We start from the raw sequence: 24,547 nt of genomic DNA on the forward strand, positions 1-24,547 counted from the left end.
TCCAGCCTCCAGCCTCCAGCCTCCAGCCTCCAGCCTCCGTTCGTTGCCCCCGGTCAGCCCAGTCGCCGCGGGCGGCCTGTTATCATGCCCGGCAGTTCAACCCTGGAATTGCCTATGTCCCGCGAAATCCGCATCGCTACCCGCAAGAGCGCCCTGGCCCTGTGGCAGGCCGAATACGTCAAGGCCCGCCTGGAGGCGGCGCACCCGGGGCTGAAGGTCTGTCTGGTGCCGATGGTCAGCCGTGGCGACAAGCTGCTCGACGCGCCGCTGGCGAAGATCGGCGGCAAGGGACTGTTCGTCAAGGAGCTGGAAACCGCCCTGCTCGAAGGCGAGGCCGACATCGCCGTGCACTCGATGAAGGACGTCCCCATGGAGTTTCCCGCCGGGCTCGGGCTGTACTGCATCTGCGAGCGCGAGGACCCGCGCGATGCCTTCGTCTCCAGCCGCTTCGACAGCCTCGACGCGTTGCCCGCCGGCAGCGTGGTCGGCACCTCCAGCCTGCGCCGCCAGGCGCAGCTGCTGGCGCGCCGGCCGGACCTGCAGATCCGCTTCCTGCGCGGCAACGTCAACACCCGCCTGGCCAAGCTCGACGCCGGCGAGTACGACGCCATCATCCTCGCCGCCGCCGGCCTGATCCGCCTCGGCTTCGCTGACCGCATCCGCGCCAGCATCGGCGTGGACGACAGCCTGCCGGCCGGCGGCCAGGGCGCGGTGGGCATCGAATGCCGCACCGCCGACAGCGACATCCACGCCCTGCTGGCGCCGCTGCACCACCGCGAGACCGAACTGCGGGTCGGCGCCGAGCGCGCGCTCAACCGCCGGCTGAACGGCGGCTGCCAGGTGCCGATCGCCTGCTACGCGGTGCTCGAGGACGAGGCGCTCTGGCTGCGTGGCCTGGTCGGCCAGCCCGACGGCAGCCAGCTGCTGCGCGCCGAGGGGCGGGCGCCGGTCGCCGAGGCCGAGGCGCTGGGCGTGCGGGTCGCCGAGCAGCTGCTGGCGCAGGGCGCCCAGGGCATCCTCGACGCGATCTACGGCGAGGCCGACTCCCCGTGAGTGGCTGGCGCCTGCTGCTGACCCGGCCGGCCGAGGAGTGCGCGGCGCTGGCCGCCACCCTGGCCGACGCCGGCATTCACAGCAGCAGCCTGCCGCTACTGGCCATCGAGCCGTTGGCGGAAACGCCCGAGCAGCGCTCGCTCTTCCTCGACCTGGACCGCTACGCCGCCGTGGTGGTGGTGAGCAAGCCGGCGGCGCGCCTCGGCCTCGAGCGGCTCGACACCTACTGGCCGCAGCCGCCGCTGGGCCCGCGCTGGTTCAGCGTCGGCGCGGCGACCGGTGCGCTGCTGGAAGACTACGGGCTGGACGCCCGCTGGCCGGCCGGCGGCGACGACAGCGAGGCGCTGCTGGCGCTGCCGGCTTTCCGCGAGGCGCTGGCCGGCCATGAGCCGCGGGTGCTGATCCTGCGCGGCGAAGGCGGCCGCGAGTGGCTGGGCGAGCAGCTGCGCGCGCGCGGCGTGCAGGTCGATGCGCTGGCACTGTACCGGCGCTATTGTCCCGACTACCCGCCCGGCACGGTGCACGCGCGGATCATGGCGGAACGCCTGAACGGCCTGGTGGTCAGCAGTGGGCAGGGATTGCAGTCCCTGAGCGAACTGGCGGGCGAGGGGTGGGCCGAACTGGCCGGGCGCCTGCCGCTGTTCGTGCCGAGCCCGCGGGTCGCCCGACTGGCACAGGAACTTGGCGCCCGCGATGTTGTGGACTGCCGTGGCGCCAGTGCCGCGGCCTTGCTGGCGGCACTGCGCGACAGACCCGCGCCGGCCTAACGCGTCGATCCGCATGCCCCGGCCACCCGGCCGGAGCAGTGCCGGCCGGAGCGCCGGGTTGCGCGGAATCGGGCAATCAGGGCACTGTCGAGCTTGAGCCCGGATCGACCTTGCAAAGGATGGAAGTGTGAGCGAAGCAGAACCCGGTAAAGAACAAGCGCAAACAACACCGGCCACCGAGCCACGTCCCACGGTCGATCCGACACCCGCGCCCCCTCCCGTGCGCAGCAACGGCAGCGGCGCCAAGGCGCTGGCCGGGCTGGCGCTGCTGGTCGGGCTGGCCGGCCTCGGCGCCGGCAGCTACAGCCTGATGCAGAGCCGCCAGCTGGACCAGCAGGCGCGCGCCCTGGAGGAACTGCGGGCGGCCGACCAGCAGACCCGCGGCCAGACGCAGCAGGCGCAGCAGCAGGGGCGCGAACTCGCTTCGCGCCTGGGCCGCCTCGAACGCCTGCCGGCCCCCGAGGAGCTGGAAGACCGCCGCCGCCTGCTGGCTGCCCTGCAGAGCGACATGCAGCGCCTGTCCGGGCGGGTCGAGCAGGTGCTCGGCGCCAGCCGCGAGGAATGGCGCCTGGCGGAGGCCGAGCACCTGCTGCGCATGGCGATGCTGCGGCTGTCGGCCATGCAGGACGTGGCCAGCGCCAAGGCGCTGGTGCGCGAAGCCGACCTGATCCTGCACCGGCAGGACGACCCGGCCACCTTCGCCGTGCGGCAAAAGCTGCTGGAAGCGCTCGAGGCGCTGCGCAGCCTGCCCGACCTGGATCGCACCGGCCTGTTCCTCCAGCTCGGCGCCCTGCGCGGGCAGGTCTCGCAGCTCAGCGCGCTGGCGCCGCAGTTCGAGCCGGGCGGGGCCTCGGCCGGCGCCGAAGGGCAGAGCCGCTGGCGGCGCTGGCTGGAAGGCCTGACCCGTTACGTGCGGGTGGACTTCGACGCCAGCGCCGACGTCAAGCCGCTGCTCGCCGGGCAGACCCTGGCGCAGGTGCGCCTGGCCCTGTCGCTGGCCTTCGAGCAGGCGCAGTGGGCGGTGCTCAACAGCAACGAGCAGGTCTACCGGCAGTCCCTCGAGCAGGCCAAAGCCATGCTCGAGGACCATTTCAGCGAGGAGAACGCGCAGAGCCGCGCGCTGGTTCGCCGGCTCGACGAGCTGGCCGGGCAGCGCGTGTCGGTCGAACTCCCGGACATCGCCCCGGCGCTGCAGGCCCTGCAGCAGTACGTCGAGAAGCGCGAGTCGCCCGAGGCGGTGCTCGAGCGCGACGCCCGGCCGGGCGAGCGCAACCCGGCACCGCAGCCCGGTGCCGGCCGGGAAGACGGGGCCCCGGCGCAGCCGGCGCCGCGCGACGAGCCCGGGCAGCCCCAGGCGCCGGCACCGAGCGGGCAGGGGGCGATGCGCACATGAAACGCACCCTCTTCGCCGTCTTCCTGCTGCTGGTCTGCTTAGGCCTGCTGGGCTGGGCGATCAGCCAGAGCGCCGGTTACGTGCTGATCACCTACGGCCGCTTCCGCTACGAATCCAGCTTCTGGGTGTTTCTCGCGCTGGTGGCCTGCCTGTGGCTGCTGGCGGTGTTCATCCGCTCGCTGCTGGACGCGCTCTACGTCTCCGGCCGCTGGGTCAACCCCTGGTCGCGCCATCATCGCCGGCGGCGTGCCGAGCGGGCCTCGCAGCAGGGCCTGCGCGAGCTGGCCGAGGGGCAGTGGAACCAGGCGCTCGGTCACCTGCAACTGGCCGCCGAACACGAGCGCCAGCCGCTGGTGCATTACCTCGGCGCGGCGCGAGCCGCCAGCGAACTCGGCGAGCGCGAGACGAGCGAGGCGCTGCTGGCCAGGGCCCGCGAGCGCGAGCCGGACGCCGCCCTGGCGATCGGCCTGACCGAGGCGCAGCTGTGCATCGCCCGCGGCGAGTACGAAGCGGCGCGCACCACGCTCGGCGCCCTGCACGCGCAGTATCCCCGTCATCCCTACGTGCTCGGCCTGCTGCAGCAGCTCTACGTGCAGCTGGAGGACTGGCGCGCCCTGTGCGGCCTGCTGCCGGAGCTGCGCAAGCAGCGCGTGCTGCCGCCGGCGCGGCTGGACGCGCTCGAGCGGCTGGCCTGGATCGCCGCGGTGGAACGCGCCGGGGAGCCGGCGGTGACCGCCGAGGGCGACCCGGTGGTGGTGCTCGACCAGGTCTGGAAGTCGGTGCCGACCGCCCTGCGCAACGAGCCGGAACTGGTGGTCGCCTATGCCGCCGGCCTGCGCCGGCTGAAGGCCGAGGCGCGCGCCGAGGAGGTCCTGCGGGCCGCCCTCGAGCGGCGCTACGACGACCGCCTCGCCGACCTCTACGGGCAGGTTCAGGGACGCGACCCCGGCCGCCAGCTGGCGCAGGCCGAAGGCTGGCTGAAGGCGCACCCGGACAGCCCGAGGCTGCTGCTGGCGCTCGGCCGCCTGAGCGTGCGCCAGCAGCTGTGGGGCAAGGCGCGGGACTACCTGGAGGCCAGCCTGCGCTTCGAGCAGCGCCCCGAGACCTGCGCCGAACTGGCCCGGGTGCTGGCGCAGCTGGGCGAATCCGAGCGCAGCAACCGGTTGTACCAGGAAGGGCTGGGCCTGCTCGAGCAGGGGCGGCCGCTGCCGCCGGTGAGCCTCGGTGGCTGATCGCGTGGGCCGCTCGCATGCCCTCGCCGGCGCACTGCCGGCCGGGCGTGCGCAAAGGACGCAGGGACGCGATCGAACTCCCGCCTCGTTTGTCGGGTCTCTGCTTGGTCGCTCTGCACAAGTACAGGCGATGGTTGATCGTCGGCACCGGGTTGATGCCGTCGGAGCGGGGGCATAGTCTGGCCCCACGGCGACGGAAACCTGTCGGTTTGCCTCGGCCAACACATAACAATGCGAATCGTGGCGGAATGTCGTCGCGGGCCGCCAACCGAATCCGATAAGGGATATGTGAGGTCACCATGCTCGAGAGCTGTCGAAATGCCCAGGAACGCTGGGGTGGGGTGCATCTGTTGATCGATCGCTGGTTGCAGGAGCGTCATGAGCTCATCCAGGCCTTCGACGGACTGCACGTCCACGAAGCCAGCGAGGCGGCCAGCCGCGACGCCTTGCAGACCTTCTGCGAAATCCTGCTCGACTACGTGTCGGCAGGGCATTTCGAGGTCTACGAGCAACTGGTGCGCGAAGCCGAGGCCTTCGGTGATGCCCGCGGCATCGAGCTGGCCCGGCAGATCTATCCGCGCATCCAGTCGATCACCGAAGTGGCCGTGGCCTTCAACGACCGTTGCGTCGATGGCGACTGCCACGACAGCCCGGGGCTGGTCGAGGAGCTGCGGCGGCTCGGCCAGCTGCTGCAGGAGCGCTTCGAGCTGGAAGACTGCCTGATCGAGGTCCTGCACAACGCCCACCAGCAGAGCGCCGCGACCGCCTGATCGACACCGGCCGGCCGTCGCCTCGCCCCACTGGCGGGGTGGCGGCGACGCGTCTAAGCTCGGCGGAGCCCAACGCCAGGAGGCCCGTCATGGCTGCAAAGAAATCCCCCGTCAGTTCACCGCTGCAGTTGCTGCAGCAGCTTTCCTTCAGTCTCGTCGATCACCTCGAGAAGGCCTGCCGGCAGGCGCGCAAGGACGCCGAGCAGACGCTCGCCAGGCTCGAGAAGCAACGCGTCAAGGCGCAGACCAAGCAGAGCAAGCTGCAGGGCCGGCTCGACGAAGCGCAGCAGGCCAGCAAGCCGAAGGCCGAGGCCAAGGCGCGCGCGTCGCTGGATGAGCTCGACGAGCTCCTCGGCCTGCTGAAGACCCGCGAAACCCAGACTCTCGCCTACATCCAGCGCCTGGAGCGCGATGCCGGCGCCAGCCTCGACCTGGCGCGCGGCATCACCGAGGTCGGCGAGGCCGCCGGGCGTGCGCTCAGCGACGCATCGTCCGTCACCGACCAACCCGCGGAGGCCAGGCCCGCCACATCCAGGCCGGCGGCTTCCAGGGCGGCGGCTTCCAAGGCTGCCGCACCCAGGCCGGCGGCTTCCAAGGCGACTGCTTCCAAGCCGGCCACGCCCAGGCCAGCGGCCTCAAAGGCGGCCGCTCCCAAACCTGACGCGCCCAAGCCGGCCGCCTCCAAACCTGCGGCGTCCAAGCCTGCGGCTCCCAAGGCCACGGCTCCCAAGCCCGCCGCGAAAGCGCCGGCGAAACCGGCACGCAAGACCTCGCCGGCCAAGTCGAGCCCGGCCTCGCGCAAGCGCGCCAACGGCCAGGCAGGCGCGCCCTCGACCTCGACTAACGGCTGAGCGCGGCCTCGCGCAGCACCCGCAGCGGTTGCGGCTGGTCCGGCGCCAGGGCTTCCAGCCAGGGTGCCGGCGCCGCCGCGGCCGGCCAGTCCAGGCAGCGGGCCTGCAGCCGGCTGAGCAGCTCGCGCTCGGCGGCCAGCTCCAGCGCCTTCACCTCGCTTCGCAGTTTCGCCAGCGCCGGGTCGCTGGAAGCCGGCTGACGCCAATGTCGGCGCAGCCGGCGCAGCGGGGTGACCACCTCGGCCTGCCAGGGGCCGGCCAGCGCGGTCAGCGCCGCCAGCCGCTCGGCGTCGCAGTCGACCCGCCGAGCCTCGAGCCAGAGGCCGCAGAGCATCAGGCAGACGTCCGCCCCGCCGTCCTGCAGCTGCAGGCAGGCCGGCTCCACGCCGGGGCGTCCGTAGCAGACCAGTGCGAATTCCCAGAGATCGTCGGTGGTCATGGCGGTCGTCTTTTTTTCGTGGGTCGTAGAGGGCTTGTCGGAGCGAACTGATAAACTCCGCGACCATTATGATCCGACTTCAGAACCTCACCCTACAGCGTGGTCCCCAGCGTCTGCTGGAGGGCGCCGAGCTCACCCTGCATCCCGGGCAGAAGGCCGGGCTGGTGGGCGCCAACGGCGCCGGCAAGTCCAGCCTGTTCGCACTGCTGCGCGGCGAGCTGGGGCCGGACGGCGGCGACTGCCAGCTGCCGCCGGACTGGCGCATCGCGCACATGCGCCAGGAGGTCGACAACCTCGAGCGCCAGGCCGTCGACTACGTGCTCGACGGCGACACCTGGCTGCGCCGCGTACAGGCCGACCTGCAGGCCGCCGAGGCGGCCGGCGACGGCTCGGCGCTGGCGCGGCTGCACGCCGAGCTCGACGCTGCCGACGGCTACAGTGCCGATGCCCGGGCGCGCAAGCTGCTCGCCGGCCTCGGCTTCAGCGCCGAGCAGATGGAGCGCCGGGTCGGCGATTTCTCCGGCGGCTGGCGGATGCGCCTGAACCTGGCGCAGGCGCTGATGTGCCCGTCCGACCTGCTGCTGCTCGACGAGCCGACCAACCACCTCGACCTGGACGCCATCCTCTGGCTCGAAGGCTGGCTGACCGCCTACCCCGGCACGCTGCTGCTGATCTCCCACGACCGCGACTTCCTCGATGCGGTGGTCGGCCACGTCATCCACCTCGAGCAGCGCAAGCTGATGCTCTACCGCGGCGGCTACTCGGCCTTCGAGCGCACCCGCGCCGAACGCCTCGCGCAGCAGCAGCAGGCCTACGAGAAGCAGCAGGCGCAGCGCGCGCACATGGAGAGCTTCATCCGCCGCTTCAAGGCCAAGGCGACCAAGGCGCGCCAGGCGCAGAGCCGGATCAAGGCCCTGGAGCGGCTGGAGGAGCTGGCGCCGGCGCACGTCGACTCGCCCTTCGATTTTCGCTTCCGCGAGGCCGACAAGGTCTCCAGTCCGCTGCTCGATCTGGCCGAGGGCCGGCTGGGCTACGGCGACAAGGTGGTGCTGGAGAAGGTCAAGCTGCAGCTCGCGCCCGGCGCGCGCATCGGCCTGCTCGGCCCGAACGGGGCCGGCAAGTCGACCCTGATCAAGACCCTGGCCGGCGAGCTCGCGCCGCTCGGCGGGCGCCTGACCCGCGGCGAGAACCTGGTGGTCGGCTACTTCGCCCAGCACCAGCTCGACGCCCTCGACGCCAAGGCCAGCCCGCTGCTGCACCTGCAGCGCCTGGCGCCGCAGGAGCGCGAGCAGACCCTGCGCGATTTCCTCGGCGGCTTCGATTTCCGCGGCGAGCGCTGCGACGAGCCGGTGCTGAACTTCTCCGGCGGCGAAAAGGCCCGCCTGGCCCTGGCGCTGATCGCCTGGGGCAAGCCCAACCTGCTGCTGCTCGACGAGCCGACCAACCACCTGGACCTGGAGATGCGCCTGGCGCTGACACTGGCGCTACAGGACTTCGAGGGCGCGGTGGTGGTGGTATCCCACGACCGCCACCTGCTCAAGAGCACCACCGACGAGTTCCTGCTGGTGGCCGAGGGCCGGATCGACGCCTTCGACGGCGACCTCGAGGACTACGCACGCTGGCTGGTCGAGTTCCGCAACCGCCAGCAGCCGGTCGTCGACAGCGCCCCGACTGCCGACAGGACCGACCGCCGCGCCCAGCGCCAGGCAGCGGCCGCGCTGCGCCAGCAGCTGGCCCCGCACAAGCGCCAGGCCGAGAAGCTGGAGAAGGAGCTCGGGCTGCTCCAGGCCAGGCTCGCCACGCTGGAGGCGGCACTGGCCGATCCGGCCCTGTACGAGGCGGCGCGCAAGGACGAATTGCGCGAGCGGCTGGCCGAGCAGGCCGCGCTCAAGGCCCGCGAGGCCGAGCTGGAGGAGGCCTGGCTGGCGGCGCTGGAAACCCTCGAGAACCTGCAGAGCCAGCTGGAGGCGGCTTCGTGAGAGAACAGATCCTGCTGTTGAGCGAGGAATGGGGCATCCAGCTGTTGCTGGCCGGCCAGGTGCTGCTGATCCTGGTCGTCGCCTACGCCCTGCAACGCCTGACCACGCGGGCCATGGCCCGCCTGTCGGCGCGCTATCCGCTGCCACCGGAACTGCTGCTGCCGCTCGGCGGCGGGCTGCGCTGGTTCATCATCGGCGGCGCGCTGATCATGATCCTCGAGCGCTTCGGCGTGTCGGCAACGGTGCTGTGGACGGCCATTTCCGGCTTCGTCGCAGTCGCCGCGGTGGCCTTCTTCGCCATCTGGAGCGTGCTCTCCAACCTGCTCTGCTCGGTGCTGATCCTGACCGTCGGGCCCTTCCGCATCGGCGATCTGGTCGAACTGGTGGACGCGGCCGACAAGCCCGGCATCAAGGGCCGGGTGGTCAACATCAACATGCTCTACACCAGCCTGGAGGAGTTCGGCGAATCCGGTGTCAGCAACATGGTCAACATCCCCAACAGCATGTTCTTCCAGAAAGCCGTGCGCCGCTGGCGCGGCAGCGATCTGGGTGTGCTCCAGTCTCCCCCCACCCAAGAGAAATAAGTACTCATCATGGAATGGCTCGCCAGTCCCGAAATCTGGGTCGCTTTCCTGACGCTGACCGCGCTGGAAATCGTCCTCGGCATCGACAACATCATCTTTATCTCCATCCTGGTCAGCCGGCTGCCGGCCGACCAGCAGCCACGCGCGCGCTTCTTCGGCCTGGCGCTGGCGATGGGTACGCGCATCCTGCTGCTGCTGTCGATCACCTGGGTGATGCGCCTGACCGCCGACCTGTTCCAGGTGTTCGGTGAAGGCATCTCCGGGCGTGACCTGATCCTGTTCTTCGGTGGCCTGTTCCTGCTGTTCAAGAGCACGCTGGAGATCTGGCACAGCGTCGAAGGCGCAGAGCAGGCCGACGACACGCCGAAGGCCAGGAGCCGCGGGTTCATGGCGGTGATCATCCAGATCGCCATCATCGACATCGTCTTCTCGCTGGACTCGGTGATCACCGCCGTCGGCCTGGTGGAAAACGTGCCGGTGATGATCGCCGCGATCGTCATCTCGGTCGGCGTGATGATGCTGTCGGCCGGCACCATCAGCCGCTTCATCGACAAGCACCCGTCGCTGAAGGTGCTGGCGCTGTCGTTCCTGGTGGTGGTCGGCACCGTGCTGATCGCCGAGGCCTTCGACGTGCACGTGCCCAAGGGCTACGTCTACTTCGCCATGGCCTTCTCGCTGGCGGTCGAGGCGATCAACATCAAGCTGCGCGGGGCGCTGTCGCGCAAGACGCCGGGCGCCTGAAACCGGGGCCGCCGGCGCCTGCCGGCGGCCGTCATCTTCGAAGGAGCACGTGCATGGCACTGCAGACCTGGCTCGCTTTCCTCGTCGCCTGTTGGGTGATCAGCCTGTCGCCCGGGGCCGGCGCCATCGCCTCGATGTCCAGCGGGCTGCAATACGGCTTCTGGCGCGGCTACTGGAACGCCCTCGGCCTGCAGCTGGGCCTGGCGCTGCAGATAGCCATCGTCGCCGCCGGCGTCGGCGCGGTGCTCGCCACCTCGGCGCTGGCCTTCACGCTGATCAAGTGGTTCGGCGTGGCCTACCTCGTGTGGCTGGCGGTGAAGCAGTGGCAGGCGCTGCCGGCCGAGCTGCCGGGCGGCGAGGCGCCGCGTGCCGCCGGCCGTCCGCTGGCGCTGGTGCTGCGCGGGTTCCTGGTCAACGCCAGCAACCCCAAGGCGGTGGTGTTCATGCTCGCCGTGCTGCCGCAGTTCATCGATCCGCAGCGGCCTCTGCTGGAGCAGTACCTGGTCATCGGCGCCACCATGGTCGCCGTCGACCTGATCGTCATGGCCGGCTACACCGGGCTGGCGGCGCGCGTGCTGCGGCTGCTGCGCACGCCGCGCCAGCAGCGCCTGATGAACCGCACCTTCGCCTCGTTGTTCGTGGCGGCGGCGGCGCTGCTGGCCAGCGTGCGACGCGCAGTGGCCTGACGCCAAGGCTTGCGCTCCGTGTGCGCCGAACCGTGGGGTGGAACCGCGTAGCGTTTTCCATCGCGGGCAATATCTTGTAACAAATGCTTGTTCGCCTGCCGCCCGGCGACGACAATGGAATGCCATTCATTCTCATCTGGTGATGGCGATGTTCCGATTTCTCTTCAGCCTGCCCGTCTTCCTGCTGTCGCTGCTGATGCTGTTCAGCGGTGGCCTGGCGGCCGAGACCCTGGAAGGTGCCGAGCAGGCGCTGCACCTGCTCGGCTACCTGGCGGCGGACTATCCGTCGACGGTGGACGCCGGCGTGGTGGTGGACAATGCCGAATACGGCGAGCAGCTGGAATTCGCCGAGCGCCTGCAGGGGTTGATCCTGGCGTTGCCGCCGCGCGCCGGTCGGGCCGGCCTGGTCGAAGCCGGCGAAACGCTCGCCCGGGCGATCGCCGCCAAGGCGCCGGGCGAGCAGGTCGGTGTCCAGGCCCGGCGGCTGGCCGAGCGCCTGGCCGCCGAATACGAGGTCGTGCGCAGCCCCTCGATCACTCCGGACGCCACGCGCGGCGCGCCGCTGTTCGCGCAGCACTGCGCGGTCTGCCATGGCGAACGCGGCCGCGGCGACGGCCCCGCCGGCATCGGCATGGAGCCGGCGCCGGCCGATCTCACCGATCGCACCCGGCTCGACCGCCTGAGCCTCTACGACCTGTTCAGCACCATCGGCCTGGGCGTCGAGGGCACCGACATGCCCGGCTTCGCCGACCAGTTGAACGAACGCCAGCGCTGGGACCTGGCCGCCCAGGTCGCCGGCCTGAGCGCCGACCCGCTGCAGGCGAAGGGCGCGCCCTTCGCCCTGGCCCGGCTGGCCTCGGACACCCCCGTCGAGGTCGCGGCGCGCGAGGGCGAGGCGCGCGCCGCGGCCTTCCGCCTGCAGCGCGCGCAGCCGCCGGTGGTCCAGCGCGGGCCCCAGCAGCTGATCGACTACACCCGCCAGACGCTGGACGAGAGCCTCGCCGCCTACCAGGCCGGCGAGCAGGACCAGGCCTACGATCTCTCGGTCGCGGCCTACCTGGAAGGCTTCGAGCTGGTGGAAAGCGCCCTCGACAACCTCGATCCAGCCCTGCGCCGCACCACCGAGAAGGCGCTGATGGGCTATCGCCAGGCGCTGCTGGACCGGGTCGAGGCCACGCAGGCGCAGCAGCGGCTGGCCGATGCCGAGGCGCTGCTGGCGCAGTGCCGTGAGCTGCTCGGCGAGAATGGGCTGAGCCCGACCCTGAGCTTCGTCTCGGCGCTGCTGATCCTGCTGCGCGAGGGCGTCGAGGCGATCCTGGTGCTGGCGGCCGTGCTGGCCTACCTGCGCAACACCGGCCAGCAGGCCGCGCTGCGCAGCGTGCACGTCGGTTGGAGCCTGGCCCTGCTGGCCGGGGTAGGCACCTGGGCGCTGGCCGCCTACGCCATCGACATCAGCGGCGCGCAGCGCGAATTGATGGAGGGCATCACCGCGTTGTTCGCCAGCGTGGTGCTGCTCTGGGTCGGGGTGTGGATGCACGACCGCCGGCACGCCGCGGCCTGGCAGGCGAGCGTGCGCAGCCGGCTGGGCGAGGGCGGCCGCTTCGGCTTCGCCGTGCTGGCCTTCTTCGCCGTGTACCGCGAGCTGTTCGAGGTGATCCTGTTCTACGAAACCCTCTGGCTGCAGGCCGGCAGTGCCGGGCAGAGTGCGGTGATTGCCGGTGCGCTGGTGGCGCTGGGGCTGCTGCTTGGGGTGGCCTGGGTAATCCTGCGCGGCGCGCGGCAGCTGCCGCTGGCCACCTTCTTCAGTGCCAATGCCGTCCTGCTGTGTGTGCTGTCGGTGGTGTTCGCCGGCCACGGCGTGGTCGCGCTGCAGGAAGCCGGTGTGATCGGGACGCGCCCGGTGCCCTTCTTCGAGGTCGACCTGCTCGGCATCCACGCCGATGCCTGGTCGCTGTCGGCGCAGGCGCTGGCACTGGCGGCGGTCGCCGCGCTCTATGCGCGCAGCCGGCGGGCGGAGCGCCAGCGCGCCGGGCTGCCGGCGGAGCAGGCCTGATGCGCGTGTGGATCGATGCCGACGCTTGCCCCCGCGCGGCGCGCGACCAGGTGGTCAAGTTCGCCCTCAAGCGCGACTTCGAGGTGCTGCTGGTGGCCGGCCAGGCGCAGGTCAAGCCGGCCTTCGCCCGGGTCCGCCTGATCGTGGTGCCGAGCGGGCCGGATGCGGCCGACGACTATCTGGTCGAGCATGCCCAGCCGGGCGAACTGGTGATCTGCAGCGACATCCCGCTGGCCGACCGCCTGGTGAAGAAGGGCGTGGCGGCGCTCGACCCGCGCGGGCGCGAGTTCGACGAGCGCAACATGGGCGATCGTCTGGCGGTGCGCAACCTGTACACCGACCTGCGCGACCAGGGCCAGATGACCGGCGGCCAGGGCGCCTACGGCGAGCGCGACCGGCAGGCCTTCGCCAATGCGCTGGATCGGATACTTACGCGGTTGGTGAAGGCGCCGGCGAAGCCGGGTTAAAGCACGGGAGGTAAGAGCTGGAAGGCTAGAGGCTAGAAGGCTCGAAGGCTGGACGAGAGGAGCCGTGTCGGACGTCGAGCGGGTGCAAGCGCGCCATTTTCCGGCACAGTCACCGAAAAGGCTTGACAGGCGTGAGCGCCCACCCAAATCCTGTCCAGCCTCCAGCCTCCAGCCTCCAGCCTCCAGCCTGCAGCCTCGCGTCACCCACACAGATAAGTCCCGGTCCCCACCGCAATCAGCACGCCATCCTCGTTGTGCAGTTCCGAGCGCACCACCGCGACCTTGTTGCCCGAGCGCAGCAGTACGGCGGTGGCCGAGAAGCGCTCGCCGCGGCCCGGGCGCAGGTAGTCGATGCGCAGGTCGATGGTGCCGAGGCGCGACAGCCGCAGCATGCGTTCCTCGGTGGTGAGGTGGCGGTGTTTCTCGAAGGCGCCGATCAGCGCCATGGCGCCGCCGGCGACGTCCAGCAGCGAGGCGATCACCCCGCCGTGGAGAATGCCGTGGAGGAAGTTGCCGATCAGCTCGTGCTTCATCGGCAGGTGCATGACCACCCGCTCACTGGAAACCTCGTCCAGTTCGATGCCGAGGGAGAGGTTGAAGGGCACGCGCTCGAAGAACAGGCGCACGGCCTGCCGTTCTTCGTCGGTGAGGGTGAAGGCGTGGCTGCTCATGATCGCTTCCGGACCGTGGAGAGCAGACGCTGCCGCAAGTGTGGTGGGCTGGCCAGTGCCCTGGCGCGAGCGGCAGGGCGATTGGCCGGTTTGGCGCAACAGACCCTAGTGCGCGGTCATCTCGAGCACGCGGTCGACCAGCTTGTAGATGCCGCCGGCGGCCTGGCTGATGGATTCGGCGAGCATGTAGGCCGGGGTCGTGATCAGTTTGCGCGCCGGGTCCTCGATGATGTCGCTCACCTCGCAGGCACGGTGTTCGGCGCCCATCTCGCGGACCGCCGCGGCGGCGTCGGCCTCGTCGCTGCCGAGCGTGCAGACCACGCCCTTGCCGAAGATCTGCACCGCCATGGTCGGCGCGATGCACATCAGGCCGACCGGCTTGCCGGCCTCGGCGAAGGCGCGGGCCACGGCCAGCACCTCGGGCCGCACGCTGCAGCCGGCGCCCTCGAAGGCGAAGTCCGAGAGGTTCTTCGCCGCGCCGAAGCCGCCGGGCACGATCAACGCATCGAAGTCCTCGACGCGCGCCTCGGACAGCGGCTTGATGTTGCCGCGGGCCAGGCGTGCGGCCTCGACCAGCACGTTGCGGGTCTCCGCCATCTCCTCGCCAGTCAGGTGGTTGACCACGTGGTGCTGGGGGATGTCCGGCGCGAAGCACTGGACCCGGGCGCCGCGCTGGTCGAGGCGCAGCAGGGTGATCACGCTTTCGTAGATTTCCGAGCCGTCGTAGACGCCACAGCCGGAGAGGATCACGGCGACATTCTTGTTCATGCAAGACTCCTGGTCGAAAGGGCGCAGCACCGCGCGAACGAGCCCATGTTAAAGGCTGGCCGTGGCCAGCGTAAGCGAGCGGGCGTCTCCTATGGAGTGCCAGGCCCGTGCCGTGTTCAGCGGATGCCCCGCGCCGCGCCGATCAGCCGACCAAAGCACTGGCCAGACGCGCCAGGGCTGGCACAATGAGCCGGTTCACCGGTGTCGCATCGTCATCCTGCCGTCATGCCGGTCGCCTATAACCGTCACCTTAGCCCGCCTGCCGGGCCTGGAGTCCATCGTGAGTTTCGCTTCTGCCAGCCGCCTGTTCCCGGCCACCCGCCTGCGTCGCAACCGCCGCGACGATTTTTCCCGCCGCCTGGTCCGGGAAAACGTCGTCACCGTCGACGACCTGATCCTGCCGGTGTTCGTCCTGGACGGCGAGAATCGCCGCGAGGCGGTGCCTTCGATGCCCGGCGTCGAGCGGCTGTCGATCGACCTGCTGCTCGAGGAAGCGGCCGAACTGGTCGAGCTGGGCATTCCGGCGGTGGCGCTGTTCCCGGTCACGCCGGTTGAGAAGAAGTCGCTCGATGGCGCCGAAGCCTGGAACCCCGACGGCATCGCGCAACGCGCCATCCGTGCGCTGCGCGAGCGCTTCCCGGAACTCGGGGTGATCGCCGACGTGGCGCTCGACCCCTTCACCAGCCACGGCCAGGACGGCATCCTCGACGAGCACGGCTACGTGCAGAACGACATCACCGTCGACGCCCTGGTGCGCCAGGCGCTGTCGCACGCGGAGGCGGGCGCGCAGATCGTCGCGCCCTCGGACATGATGGACGGCCGCATCCAGGCCATCCGCGAGGCGCTGGAAGTCGCCGATCACAGCAACGTGCGCATCATGGCCTACTCGGCCAAGTACTCGAGCGCCTACTACGGGCCGTTCCGCGACGCGGTGGGTTCGGCGGCCAACCTCGGCAAGAGCAACAAGCACACCTACCAGATGGACCCGGCCAACGGTAACGAGGCGCTGCACGAAGTCGCCGCCGACCTGTCGGAAGGGGCGGACATGGTAATGGTCAAGCCGGGCATGCCGTACCTGGACATCCTCTGGCGGGTCAAGGACGCCTACCGGGTGCCGACCTTCGTCTACCAGGTCAGCGGCGAATACGCGATGCACATGGCGGCGATCCAGAACGGCTGGCTCAGCGAATCGGTGATCCTCGAATCGCTGACCGCCTTCAAGCGCGCCGGCGCCGACGGCATCCTCACCTACTTCGCCAAGCGGGCGGCCGAACAACTGAAACGGGGCTGAAGCGCCCCGGGGGCTACGAGATGACGAACCAGGGATCGACCCAGATGGATCTGCGCGACGCGCAGGCCGAGGAACTGCCGGCCGCCGAACTCCCGCCGGAGATCGAAACCGAAGCCGAACCCTTGGCGGAAGCGCCGCCTGCGCCGCCTGCGCCGGTCCCCGGGCTCGACGACACCAGCCTCTACATCCACCGCGAGCTGTCGCAGCTGCAGTTCAACATCCGCGTGCTGGAGCAGGCGCTGGACGAGTCCTATCCGCTGCTCGAGCGGCTGAAGTTCCTGCTGATCTTCTCCAGCAACCTCGACGAGTTCTACGAGATCCGCGTGGCCGGGATGAAGGAGCAGATCAACTTCGCCCGCGAGCAGGCCGGCCCCGACGGCCTGCAGCCGCACCAGGCGCTGGCGCGGATCAGCGAGCTGGTGCACGAGCAGGTGGCGCGCCAGTACCGGATTCTCAACGAGGTGCTGCTGCCGGAACTGGCCAAGCACCAGATCACCTTCATCCGCCGCCGCCACTGGACGCCCAAGCTCAAGGCCTGGGTGCGGCGCTTTTTCCGCGACGAGATCGCGCCGATCATCACCCCGATCGGCCTCGACCCGACGCACCCGTTCCCGCTCTTGGTGAACAAGAGCCTGAACTTCATCGTCGAGCTGGAAGGCGTCGACGCCTTCGGCCGCGATTCGGGCCTGGCGATCATCCCGGCGCCGCGCTCGCTGCCGCGGGTCATCCGCGTGCCGGAAGAGGTCGGCGGCAGCGGCGACAACTTCGTGTTCCTCTCGTCGATGATCCATGCGCACGCCGACGACCTGTTCCAGGGTATGAAGGTCAAGGGCTGCTACCAGTTCCGCCTGACCCGCAACGCCGACCTTTCGGTGGATGCCGAGGACGTCGAAGACCTGGCGCGGGCGCTGCGTGGCGAGCTGTTCTCGCGCCGCTACGGCGACGCGGTGCGCTTGGAAGTGGCCGATACCTGCCCGAAGCACCTGTCGGACTTCCTGCTGCGCCAGTTCAACCTGTCGGAGAACGAGCTGTTCCAGGTCAACGGCCCGGTGAACCTCACCCGCCTGTTCAGCATCACCGGCCTGGACAGCCACCCCGAGCTGCAGCACGCGCCCTTCACCCCGGCGATTCCCAAGCAGCTGGCGGACAGCGACAACCTGTTCAACGTGGTCGGCAAGCAGGACGTCATCCTGCTGCACCCGTTCGAGTCCTTCACCCCGGTGGTCGACCTGCTGCGCCAGGCCGCCAAGGACCCCTGCGTGCTCGCGGTCAAGCAGACCCTGTACCGCTCGGGGGCCAACTCGGAGATCGTCGACGCGCTGGTCGAGGCGGCGCGCGCCGGCAAGGAGGTGACCGTGGTCATCGAACTGCGCGCGCGCTTCGACGAGGAATCCAACCTGCAGCTGGCCAGCCGCCTGCAGCAGGCCGGCGCGGTGGTGATCTACGGCGTGGTGGGTTACAAGACCCACGCCAAGATGATGCTCATCCTGCGCCGCGAGAACGGCGAGCTGGTGCGCTACGCCCACCTCGGCACCGGCAATTACCACGCCGGCAACGCGCGGCTGTACACCGACTACAGCATGCTCACCTCCGACGACGCGCTCTGCGAGGACGTCTCCAAGCTGTTCAGCCAGTTGATCGGGATGGGCAAGACGCTGCGCATGAAGAAGCTGCTGCACGCGCCCTTCACCCTGAAGAAGGGCATGCTCGACATGATCGCCCGCGAGACCCAGCACGCCAGCGAGGGCAAGCCGGCGCAGATCATGGCCAAGGTCAACGCGCTGACCGATCCGAAGATCATCCGCGCGCTGTACAAGGCCAGCCAGGCCGGGGTGAAGATCGACCTGGTGGTGCGCGGCATGTGCTGCCTGCGCCCGGGCATCCCCGGGGTCTCGCACAACATCCAGGTGCGCTCGATCATCGGCCGCTTCCTCGAGCACAGCCGCATCTACTACTTCCTCAACGGCGGCGACGAGAAGCTCTACCTGTCCAGCGCCGACTGGATGGAGCGCAACCTGGACCGGCGCGTCGAGACCTGCTTCCCGGTCGAGGGCAAGAAGCTGGTGTCGCGGGTCAAGAAGGAACTGGAGTCCTACCTGACCGACAACACCCAGAGCTGGAGCCTGCAGCCGGACGGCAACTACCTGCGCAACACGCCGAGCGGCAACCAGAACCCGCGCAACGCGCAGAACGCGCTGCTCGAGCGCCTGAGCAACACCAGCGTGCGCTGAGGTTCAGCGCACGCGCAGGCTGAAGCCGATCCGCTTGAGCCACTCCGCCTCCTGGGCGAAGTCGGCGCTGGTCAGCGGGTTGCGCTCCAGCCAGCCTTCCGGGAAGGTCACGTCCAGGCAGTCGTCGCCGGCCTTCAGCTGAACCTCCGGGACGTCCTGCGGGCCACGGATATGGTGGAAGAGGATGGCGAAGCGCAGCAGCACGCACAGCCGGGTCAGCTGCACGCCGTCCTCGGCGAGTTCCTCGAATTTCTGCTTGGGAATGTTGCGCCGATGGCCGCGGACCAGCAGCGCCAGCTGCTGCTGGTCCTGCCGCGAGAAGCCCGGCAGGTCGGAGTGCTCGATCAGGTAGGCGCCGTGCTTGTGGTAGTGGTAGTGGGCGATGTCGAGGCCGATCTCGTGGATGCGCGCCGCCCAGCCGAGCAGTTCGCGGTGGCGTTCGTGGTCGAGCGCCCAGTCGCCGGCGACCTGGTCAAAGGCCTCCAGCGCCTTGGCCTCGACCCGCGTCGCCTGTTCCCCGTCCACGTGGTAGCGCTCCATCAGCGCCGACAGCGTGCGCTCGCGCACGTCCTCGTGATGGTGGCGGCCGAGCAGGTCGTAGAGCACGCCTTCGCGCAGCGCGCCCTCGGAATGATTCATGTGCTCGAGTTCGAGCGCATCGAAGACCGCCTCGAGAATGGCCAGGCCGGCCGGAAGGATCGCCCGGCGGTCGGGCTTGACGCCGTCCAGCTCGATCTTCTCCACGTCGCCGAGCTTGAACAGCTTCTGCTTGAGCCAGTTCAGGCCGGCGCGATTGACCTCGCCGTTGCCGTGCCCGCCGCCCTGGATCGCCAGGCCCACCGCGCGGATGGTGCCCGAGGCGCCGATGGCCTGGTCCCAGCCGCGCCGGCGCAGGCCCTGCTCGATGCTCATCAGCTCCAGGCGCGCCGCGGTATAGGCCTTGGCGTGGTTGGCGGCGGTGATCTTGCCGTCGCGGAAGAAGCGCTGGGTGAAGCTCACGCAGCCCATCTGCAGGCTTTCGCACAGCTGCGACTCGAAGTGCTGGCCGATGATGAACTCGGTGCTGCCGCCGCCGATGTCCACCACCAGGCGGCGGCCTTCCTTGCCGGGGAAGGTATGCGACACGCCGAGGTAGATCAGGCGCGCTTCCTCGCGGCCGGAGATGACCTCCACCTTGTGCTTGAGGATGCGTTCGGCGCGGCGGATGAACTCGGCGCGGTTGCGCGCCTCGCGCAGGGCGTTGGTGCCGACCACGCGCACCGCGCCCTCGGGCAGGTGGTTGACCATCTGGGCGAAGCGCCCGAGGCAGTCGAGGCCGCGCTGCATGGCTTCCTCGCTGAGCTGGCGCTCTTCGTCGAGGCCGGCCGCCAGCTGCACCTTCTCGCCCAGCCGCTCGAGGATCCGGGGCTCGCCGTTGCTGGTGCGGGCCAGCACCATGTGGAAACTGTTGGAGCCCAGATCGATCGCCGCGATCAGGGGGGCCTGCTGCTCGGCTGACGCTTGAAGCATGGAGTGATCTCAGTGCAAAACCCGGACATCCTACACGATAGCCGGCCACCGCCAACGAGCCCGGCGATCATGCCGCACCTGGCCGTCCGGCGCCTCGCGGGGAGGGACGCGGGGCGCCGTGGTCATAGCCTCAGACCGCCGCCATGAGCCGAAGGTTGGGCCAGCGCGGCTTTCGGTGAGGAAAAAGGCGGGCTATGATGGCCGCCAGTTTAGGTTCCGACCCTGGAGAAAAATTCATGAACGAATACATCACCAACGTCAGCGATACCAGCTTCGAACAGGACGTTCTCCAGGCCGACGGCCCCGTGCTCGTCGACTACTGGGCCGAATGGTGCGGCCCGTGCAAGATGATCGCGCCGGTGCTGGACGAGATCGCCAAGGACTATCAGGGCAAGCTCAAGATCTGCAAGCTGAACATCGACGAGAATCAGGAAACCCCGCCGAAGTACGGCGTACGCGGCATCCCGACGCTGATGCTGTTCAAGAACGGCAACGTCGAGGCGACCAAGGTCGGCGCCCTGTCGAAATCGCAGCTGGCCGCCTTCCTCGACAGCAACATCTGACAGGTCGTCCTGTCCGAAGAAGCCCCGCCGAGCGCGTAATGCCGTTCACTTAGGCAAGCTCGCCCCGAGGTCGGGCCTCCCACAAAAGCGGAGTTGCCCGCCGAGCCCTGTGGGAGGTCGCGCCGGTTCCCGACGGGCTTGCGGCATGCACCATATCCCTGTGGGAGGCGCGCCCTCGCGGCGATGCAGGTCGTAGGCCTGCCTGAGGCCAAGGGTCTATCACTTAAGTGAACAGCATTGCGCCGAGCGCGGGGTTTTTTTTGCCCTGCGCGCTGGACGCTCCGTTGCGCGGGTGTTACATTCGGGCTCGCGCTCATTCTTCGAGCGCCCTCTGCATGCCGTCGCCGACGCACTCCTGCCCGACTCTACGTCCAGCGAACCTCGTTCGCCTCCTGCTGCGCGGCTTCTCAAGCTCAACGCTTTCTTCAATCCTTCCTGATCTCTTTCTATGAATCTGACCGAACTCAAGCAAAAGCCCATCACCGAGCTGCTCGAAATGGCCGAACAGATGGGCATCGAAAACATGGCCCGTTCGCGCAAGCAGGACGTGATCTTCTCGCTGCTGAAGAAGCACGCGAAGGGCGGCGAGGAGATTTCCGGCGACGGCGTCCTGGAAATCCTCCAGGACGGCTTCGGCTTTCTCCGCTCGGCGGATTCGTCCTACCTGGCCGGCCCCGACGACATCTACGTTTCGCCGAGCCAGATCCGCCGCTTCAACCTGCGCACCGGCGACACCATCGTCGGCAAGATCCGCCCGCCGAAGGAAGGCGAGCGCTACTTCGCGCTGCTCAAGGTCGACACCATCAATTTCGACCGGCCGGAAAACGCCAAGAGCAAGATCCTCTTCGAGAACCTGACCCCGCTGTTCCCCAACGAGCGGCTGACCATGGAGGCCGGCAATGGCTCCACGGAAGACCTGACCGGCCGGGTGATCGACCTCTGCGCACCGATCGGCAAGGGCCAGCGCGGCCTGATCGTCGCCCCGCCGAAGGCAGGCAAGACCATCATGCTGCAGAACATCGCGGCGAACATCACCCGCAACAACCCCGAATGCCACCTGATCGTCCTGCTGATCGACGAGCGCCCGGAAGAAGTGACCGAGATGCAGCGCACCGTGCGCGGCGAAGTGGTCGCCTCGACCTTCGACGAGCCGCCGACCCGCCACGTGCAGGTCGCCGAAATGGTCATCGAGAAGGCCAAGCGCCTGGTCGAGCACAAGAAGGACGTGGTCATCCTGCTCGATTCCATCACCCGCCTGGCGCGCGCCTACAACACCGTGATCCCGAGCTCCGGCAAGGTGCTCACCGGCGGTGTCGACGCCCACGCGCTGGAGAAGCCCAAGCGCTTCTTCGGTGCCGCGCGCAACATCGAGGAGGGCGGCAGCCTGACCATCCTCGCCACCGCGCTGGTGGAAACCGGCTCGAAGATGGACGAGGTGATCTACGAGGAATTCAAGGGCACCGGCAACATGGAGCTGCAGCTCGACCGCAAGATCGCCGAGAAGCGCGTGTTCCCCGCCATCAACATCAACCGCTCGGGCACCCGCCGCGAAGAGCTGCTGACCAGCGACGAAGAGCTGCAGCGGATCTGGATCCTGCGCAAGCTGCTGCACCCGATGGACGAGATCGCCGCGATCGAATTCCTGCTCGACCGGCTGAAGGATACGAAGACCAACGAAGAGTTCTTCCAATCCATGAAGCGGAAGTAAGCCACAGGCGGCAAGCCGCCTGGGGCTGGAGGCTGAGGGCCGGACGGCAAGTGGCTTTTCTCGTCCAGCCTTCAGCTTTCAGCCTTCAGCGATCAGTGAGAGGCTGATGCAGTACCGTGATCTAAGGGATTTCCTCCGCGCCCTCGAACAGCGCGGCGAGCTGAAGCGCGTCAAGGCGCCGGTCTCGCCGGTGCTGGAGATGACCGAGATCTGCGACCGCACCCTGCGGCGCGGCGGGCCGGCGCTGCTGTTCGAGAACCCGACCGGCTTCGACATGCCGGTGCTCGGCAACCTGTTCGGCACACCGGAACGGGTCGCGCTGGGCATGGGCGCCGAGTCGGTCGAGGCGCTGCGCGAGATCGGCCGGCTGCTGGCCTACTTGAAGGAGCCCGAGCCGCCGAAGGGGCTGAAGGACGCCTGGTCCAGGCTGCCGCTGCTGCGCAAGGTCATGGCCATGGGCCCCAGGGTGCTGAAGGATGCGCCTTGCCAGGAGGTGGTGCTCGAGGGCGACGACGTCGACCTGTCGCGCCTGCCGGTGCAGACCTGCTGGCCGGGCGACGTCGGGCCGCTGATCACCTGGGGCCTGACCGTCACCCGCGGGCCGAACAAGGAGCGGCAGAACCTCGGCATCTACCGCCAGCAGGTCATCGGTCGCAACAAGCTGATCATGCGCTGGCTCAGCCATCGCGGCGGTGCGCTGGACTTCCGCGAGTGGTGCCAGAAACACCCTGACCGTCCCTATCCGGTGGCGGTCGCCCTCGGCGCCGATCCGGCGACCATCCTCGGCGCCGTCACCCCGGTGCCCGACACCCTGTCCGAATACGCCTTCGCCGGACTGCTGCGCGGCAACAAGACCGAGCTGGTCAAGGCGCGCGGCAGCGACCTGCAGGTGCCGGCGAGTGCCGAGATCGTCCTCGAGGGGGTGATCCATCCCGGCGAGATGGCCGACGAGGGGCCCTACGGCGACCATACCGGCTACTACAACGAGGTCGATCGCTTCCCGGTGTTCACCGTCGAGCGCATCACCCACCGCCGCCAGCCGATCTATCACTCGACCTATACCGGTCGTCCGCCGGACGAGCCGGCGATCCTCGGCGTGGCGCTGAACGAAGTGTTCGTGCCGATCCTGCAGAAGCAGTTCCCGGAAATCGTCGACTTCTACCTGCCGCCGGAAGGCTGTTCCTACCGGATGGCCGTGGTAACCATGAAAAAGCAGTACCCGGGCCACGCCAAGCGCGTGATGCTGGGGGTCTGGAGTTTCCTGCGCCAGTTCATGTACACCAAGTTCGTGATCGTCACCGACGATGACATCAACGCGCGGGACTGGAACGACGTGATCTGGGCAATCACCACGCGCATGGACCCCAGGCGCGACACCGTACTGATCGACAACACGCCGATCGACTACCTGGATTTCGCCTCGCCGATCTCGGGCCTCGGCTCGAAGATGGGCCTGGACGCGACCCACAAGTGGCCGGGCGAGACCAGCCGGGAATGGGGCCGGGCCATCGTCCAGGACGAAGCGGTCCAGCGCCGGGTCGATGAACTCTGGCCGGAGCTGGGCATCGACTGAGAACCCCACGGCCGACCGCCCGCGCGTGGCCGGCCAATCGACAGAAAAGCAGAACGATGAAAGTGACCTTGCAGCCTTCAGGTTCGGTCCTGGAGGTCCGTGCCGGCGAGCGCATCCTCGATGCGGCCCGCCGCCTGGGCTACGACTGCCCGCAGAGTTGCCGTAACGGCAACTGCCACGTCTGTGCCGCCCTGCTGGTGGAGGGTCGCGTGCGCCAGGCCGGCGAGGAGCGCGACCACGGCGAACTCTACACCTGCCTGGCCGAGCCACTGGAAGACTGCGTGCTGCACTGGGACGGCGTGCTCGCCCCCGGCGAACTGCCGGTGCGCGAGCTGAGCTGCCAGGTGCAGTCCTGCACGCCGGTCGGCGGCCACGTGTTCCGCGTCAGGCTGCTGGCACCGGCGGGCAGGCCGCCGCGCTACCACGCCGGCCAGTACCTGCTGCTGCAGCGCCCGGACGGCGAGTTCGCGGCCTTTTCCATCGCCTCGGCGCCGCAGGCCGGCCGCGAGCTGGAGCTGCACATGCTGGCGCGCGACGAAGCGGGCCGGGCGCTGATCGCGTATCTGGAGCGGCAGGGGCACGTGCGGGTGAAGCTGCCGTTCGGCGACACCCACCTGGCCGACCTGCCGTCCGGGCCGCTGGTGCTGATCGCCGCCGGCACCGGCATGGCGCAGATGCAGAGTCTGATCGACTACTGCCGCGCGACCGGCTTCGCCCATCCGGTGCACCTGTACTGGGGCGTGCGCCAGCCGGAGGATTTCTACAGGCTGGAGCACTGGGCCGACTGGCAGGCGCAGTCGAACCTGTTCCTGCACCAGGTGGTCAGCGACGTCTGCGGCTGGGACGGGCGCTGCGGCCTGCTGCACGAGGCCGTGCGCCAGGACTTTCCCGACCTCAAGCCGCTGCACGTCTATGCCAGCGGCTCGCCGGCGATGGTCTACGGCACCCTCGACGCGCTGGTCGAGGCCGGCATGGACGCCCACCAGATGCGCGCGGACGTGTTCGCCTATGCGCCGCGTTAGAAAAAGCCCAAAGGCCGGGTTAAGAGCGTTGGAGGTTGGAAGGCTTGAAGGCTGGAGGGCTGGAGGGCTGAACGGGGAGGGGCTGCGGGCCGCAGGAAAGGGCTCGACTGGGGAAAAGCCTCGCAAAAAAGGCTTGACAGGCGTGAGCGTCAACCCAAATCCTGTCCAGCCTCCAGCCTCCAGCCTCCAGCCTCCA

At 69.1% G+C, this 24,547-nt stretch carries 22 protein-coding genes; 18 read left to right on the plus strand and 4 right to left on the minus strand.

Annotation, left to right across the window (positions count from 1 at the left end):
- The first annotated feature begins 114 nt into the window (after nt 1-114).
- The 6 genes from hemC (at nt 115) to H610_RS0120785 (ending at nt 6,066) form a co-directional block, all read left to right on the plus strand.
- Complete coding sequence (gene hemC / locus H610_RS0120760) at nt 115-1,053, plus strand: hydroxymethylbilane synthase (protein WP_028241453.1); 939 nt, start codon at nt 115-117, stop codon at nt 1,051-1,053.
- Nucleotides 1,050-1,820 (plus strand): uroporphyrinogen-III synthase, encoded by a 771-nt coding sequence (locus H610_RS0120765; protein ID WP_028241454.1) that lies wholly within the window; start codon nt 1,050-1,052, stop codon nt 1,818-1,820. The genes hemC and H610_RS0120765 overlap by 4 nt, the downstream gene beginning before the upstream one ends.
- A gap of 127 nt (nt 1,821-1,947) precedes the next feature.
- Complete coding sequence (locus tag H610_RS24325; RefSeq protein WP_084166517.1) at nt 1,948-3,213, plus strand: uroporphyrinogen-III C-methyltransferase; 1,266 nt, start codon at nt 1,948-1,950, stop codon at nt 3,211-3,213.
- Nucleotides 3,210-4,445: a heme biosynthesis HemY N-terminal domain-containing protein gene (locus H610_RS0120775; RefSeq protein ID WP_028241455.1), complete on the plus strand. Its 1,236-nt coding sequence runs from the start codon at nt 3,210-3,212 to the stop codon at nt 4,443-4,445. The genes H610_RS24325 and H610_RS0120775 overlap by 4 nt, the downstream gene beginning before the upstream one ends.
- Before the next feature lie 299 nt (nt 4,446-4,744).
- A complete protein-coding gene (locus H610_RS0120780) occupies nt 4,745-5,215 on the plus strand; it encodes an Rsd/AlgQ family anti-sigma factor (protein ID WP_028241456.1) in 471 nt (156 codons plus the stop codon).
- A 128-nt stretch (nt 5,216-5,343) separates the two neighbouring features.
- Nucleotides 5,344-6,066: an AlgP family protein gene (locus H610_RS0120785; RefSeq protein WP_152529139.1), complete on the plus strand. Its 723-nt coding sequence runs from the start codon at nt 5,344-5,346 to the stop codon at nt 6,064-6,066.
- On the opposite strand, the gene H610_RS0120790 is transcribed toward H610_RS0120785, so the two are convergent.
- Complete coding sequence (locus H610_RS0120790; RefSeq protein ID WP_028241458.1) at nt 6,056-6,505, minus strand: TIGR02444 family protein; 450 nt, start codon at nt 6,503-6,505, stop codon at nt 6,056-6,058. The genes H610_RS0120785 and H610_RS0120790 overlap by 11 nt on opposite strands.
- Nucleotides 6,506-6,573: 68 nt before the next feature.
- Here H610_RS0120790 and H610_RS0120795 point away from each other — a divergent pair, with 68 nt between their 5' ends.
- The 6 genes from H610_RS0120795 (at nt 6,574) to H610_RS0120820 (ending at nt 13,015) form a co-directional block, all read left to right on the plus strand.
- Entirely contained in the window at nt 6,574-8,484 is a 1,911-nt protein-coding gene (locus H610_RS0120795; RefSeq protein ID WP_028241459.1) for an ATP-binding cassette domain-containing protein, read from the plus strand.
- Nucleotides 8,481-9,068: a mechanosensitive ion channel domain-containing protein gene (locus H610_RS0120800; RefSeq protein WP_028241460.1), complete on the plus strand. Its 588-nt coding sequence runs from the start codon at nt 8,481-8,483 to the stop codon at nt 9,066-9,068. Before H610_RS0120795 ends, H610_RS0120800 begins: the two co-directional genes overlap by 4 nt.
- Before the next feature lie 9 nt (nt 9,069-9,077).
- Entirely contained in the window at nt 9,078-9,809 is a 732-nt protein-coding gene (locus H610_RS0120805; RefSeq protein ID WP_028241461.1) for a TerC family protein, read from the plus strand.
- Between the two features lie 53 nt (nt 9,810-9,862).
- The gene (gene rhtB, locus H610_RS0120810; protein WP_028241462.1) at nt 9,863-10,495 is read left to right on the plus strand and encodes a homoserine/homoserine lactone efflux protein; all 633 of its coding nucleotides are present in this window, start codon (nt 9,863-9,865) and stop codon (nt 10,493-10,495) included.
- Between the two features lie 148 nt (nt 10,496-10,643).
- Entirely contained in the window at nt 10,644-12,548 is a 1,905-nt protein-coding gene (locus tag H610_RS0120815; RefSeq protein WP_084166519.1) for a cytochrome c/FTR1 family iron permease, read from the plus strand.
- Complete coding sequence (locus H610_RS0120820) at nt 12,548-13,015, plus strand: YaiI/YqxD family protein (protein WP_028241464.1); 468 nt, start codon at nt 12,548-12,550, stop codon at nt 13,013-13,015. The genes H610_RS0120815 and H610_RS0120820 overlap by 1 nt, the downstream gene beginning before the upstream one ends.
- Nucleotides 13,016-13,215: 200 nt before the next feature.
- Here the strand turns inward: H610_RS0120820 and H610_RS0120825 are convergent, their stop codons facing one another.
- Nucleotides 13,216-13,686 carry a thioesterase family protein gene (locus tag H610_RS0120825; protein ID WP_028241465.1) on the minus strand — a complete coding sequence of 157 codons (471 nt, stop codon included), beginning with the start codon at nt 13,684-13,686 and terminating at the stop codon, nt 13,216-13,218.
- 105 nt (nt 13,687-13,791) lie between these two features.
- Nucleotides 13,792-14,454, minus strand: a complete 663-nt coding sequence (gene elbB / locus H610_RS0120830) for an isoprenoid biosynthesis glyoxalase ElbB (RefSeq protein ID WP_028241466.1) — start codon at nt 14,452-14,454, stop codon at nt 13,792-13,794.
- 280 nt (nt 14,455-14,734) lie between these two features.
- Here elbB and hemB point away from each other — a divergent pair, with 280 nt between their 5' ends.
- Both hemB and ppk1 read left to right on the plus strand, forming a co-directional pair.
- Nucleotides 14,735-15,745 carry a porphobilinogen synthase gene (gene hemB / locus H610_RS0120835; RefSeq protein ID WP_028241467.1) on the plus strand — a complete coding sequence of 337 codons (1,011 nt, stop codon included), beginning with the start codon at nt 14,735-14,737 and terminating at the stop codon, nt 15,743-15,745.
- Between the two features lie 20 nt (nt 15,746-15,765).
- On the plus strand, nt 15,766-17,976 hold the full coding sequence (gene ppk1, locus H610_RS0120840; RefSeq protein ID WP_028241468.1) for a polyphosphate kinase 1: 2,211 nt from the start codon (nt 15,766-15,768) through the stop codon (nt 17,974-17,976).
- A gap of 3 nt (nt 17,977-17,979) precedes the next feature.
- Here ppk1 and ppx read toward each other — a convergent pair whose 3' ends face one another.
- On the minus strand, nt 17,980-19,485 hold the full coding sequence (ppx, locus tag H610_RS0120845) for an exopolyphosphatase (protein WP_028241469.1): 1,506 nt from the start codon (nt 19,483-19,485) through the stop codon (nt 17,980-17,982).
- A 236-nt stretch (nt 19,486-19,721) separates the two neighbouring features.
- Between ppx and trxA the strand changes: the two genes are divergently transcribed.
- From trxA to H610_RS0120865, 4 genes are all read left to right on the plus strand, one after another.
- Complete coding sequence (gene trxA, locus H610_RS0120850) at nt 19,722-20,048, plus strand: thioredoxin TrxA (protein WP_028241470.1); 327 nt, start codon at nt 19,722-19,724, stop codon at nt 20,046-20,048.
- A 448-nt stretch (nt 20,049-20,496) separates the two neighbouring features.
- Nucleotides 20,497-21,756 carry a transcription termination factor Rho gene (rho, locus tag H610_RS0120855; RefSeq protein WP_028241471.1) on the plus strand — a complete coding sequence of 420 codons (1,260 nt, stop codon included), beginning with the start codon at nt 20,497-20,499 and terminating at the stop codon, nt 21,754-21,756.
- Between the two features lie 106 nt (nt 21,757-21,862).
- Nucleotides 21,863-23,329 carry a 4-hydroxy-3-polyprenylbenzoate decarboxylase gene (gene ubiD, locus H610_RS0120860; protein WP_028241472.1) on the plus strand — a complete coding sequence of 489 codons (1,467 nt, stop codon included), beginning with the start codon at nt 21,863-21,865 and terminating at the stop codon, nt 23,327-23,329.
- A gap of 56 nt (nt 23,330-23,385) precedes the next feature.
- Nucleotides 23,386-24,351, plus strand: a complete 966-nt coding sequence (locus H610_RS0120865; RefSeq protein ID WP_028241473.1) for a CDP-6-deoxy-delta-3,4-glucoseen reductase — start codon at nt 23,386-23,388, stop codon at nt 24,349-24,351.
- The last annotated feature ends 196 nt before the right edge of the window (nt 24,352-24,547 follow it).

Source organism: Stutzerimonas azotifigens DSM 17556 (genome assembly GCF_000425625.1).
In the GTDB taxonomy this organism is placed as follows: Bacteria; Pseudomonadota; Gammaproteobacteria; order Pseudomonadales; family Pseudomonadaceae; genus Stutzerimonas; species Stutzerimonas azotifigens.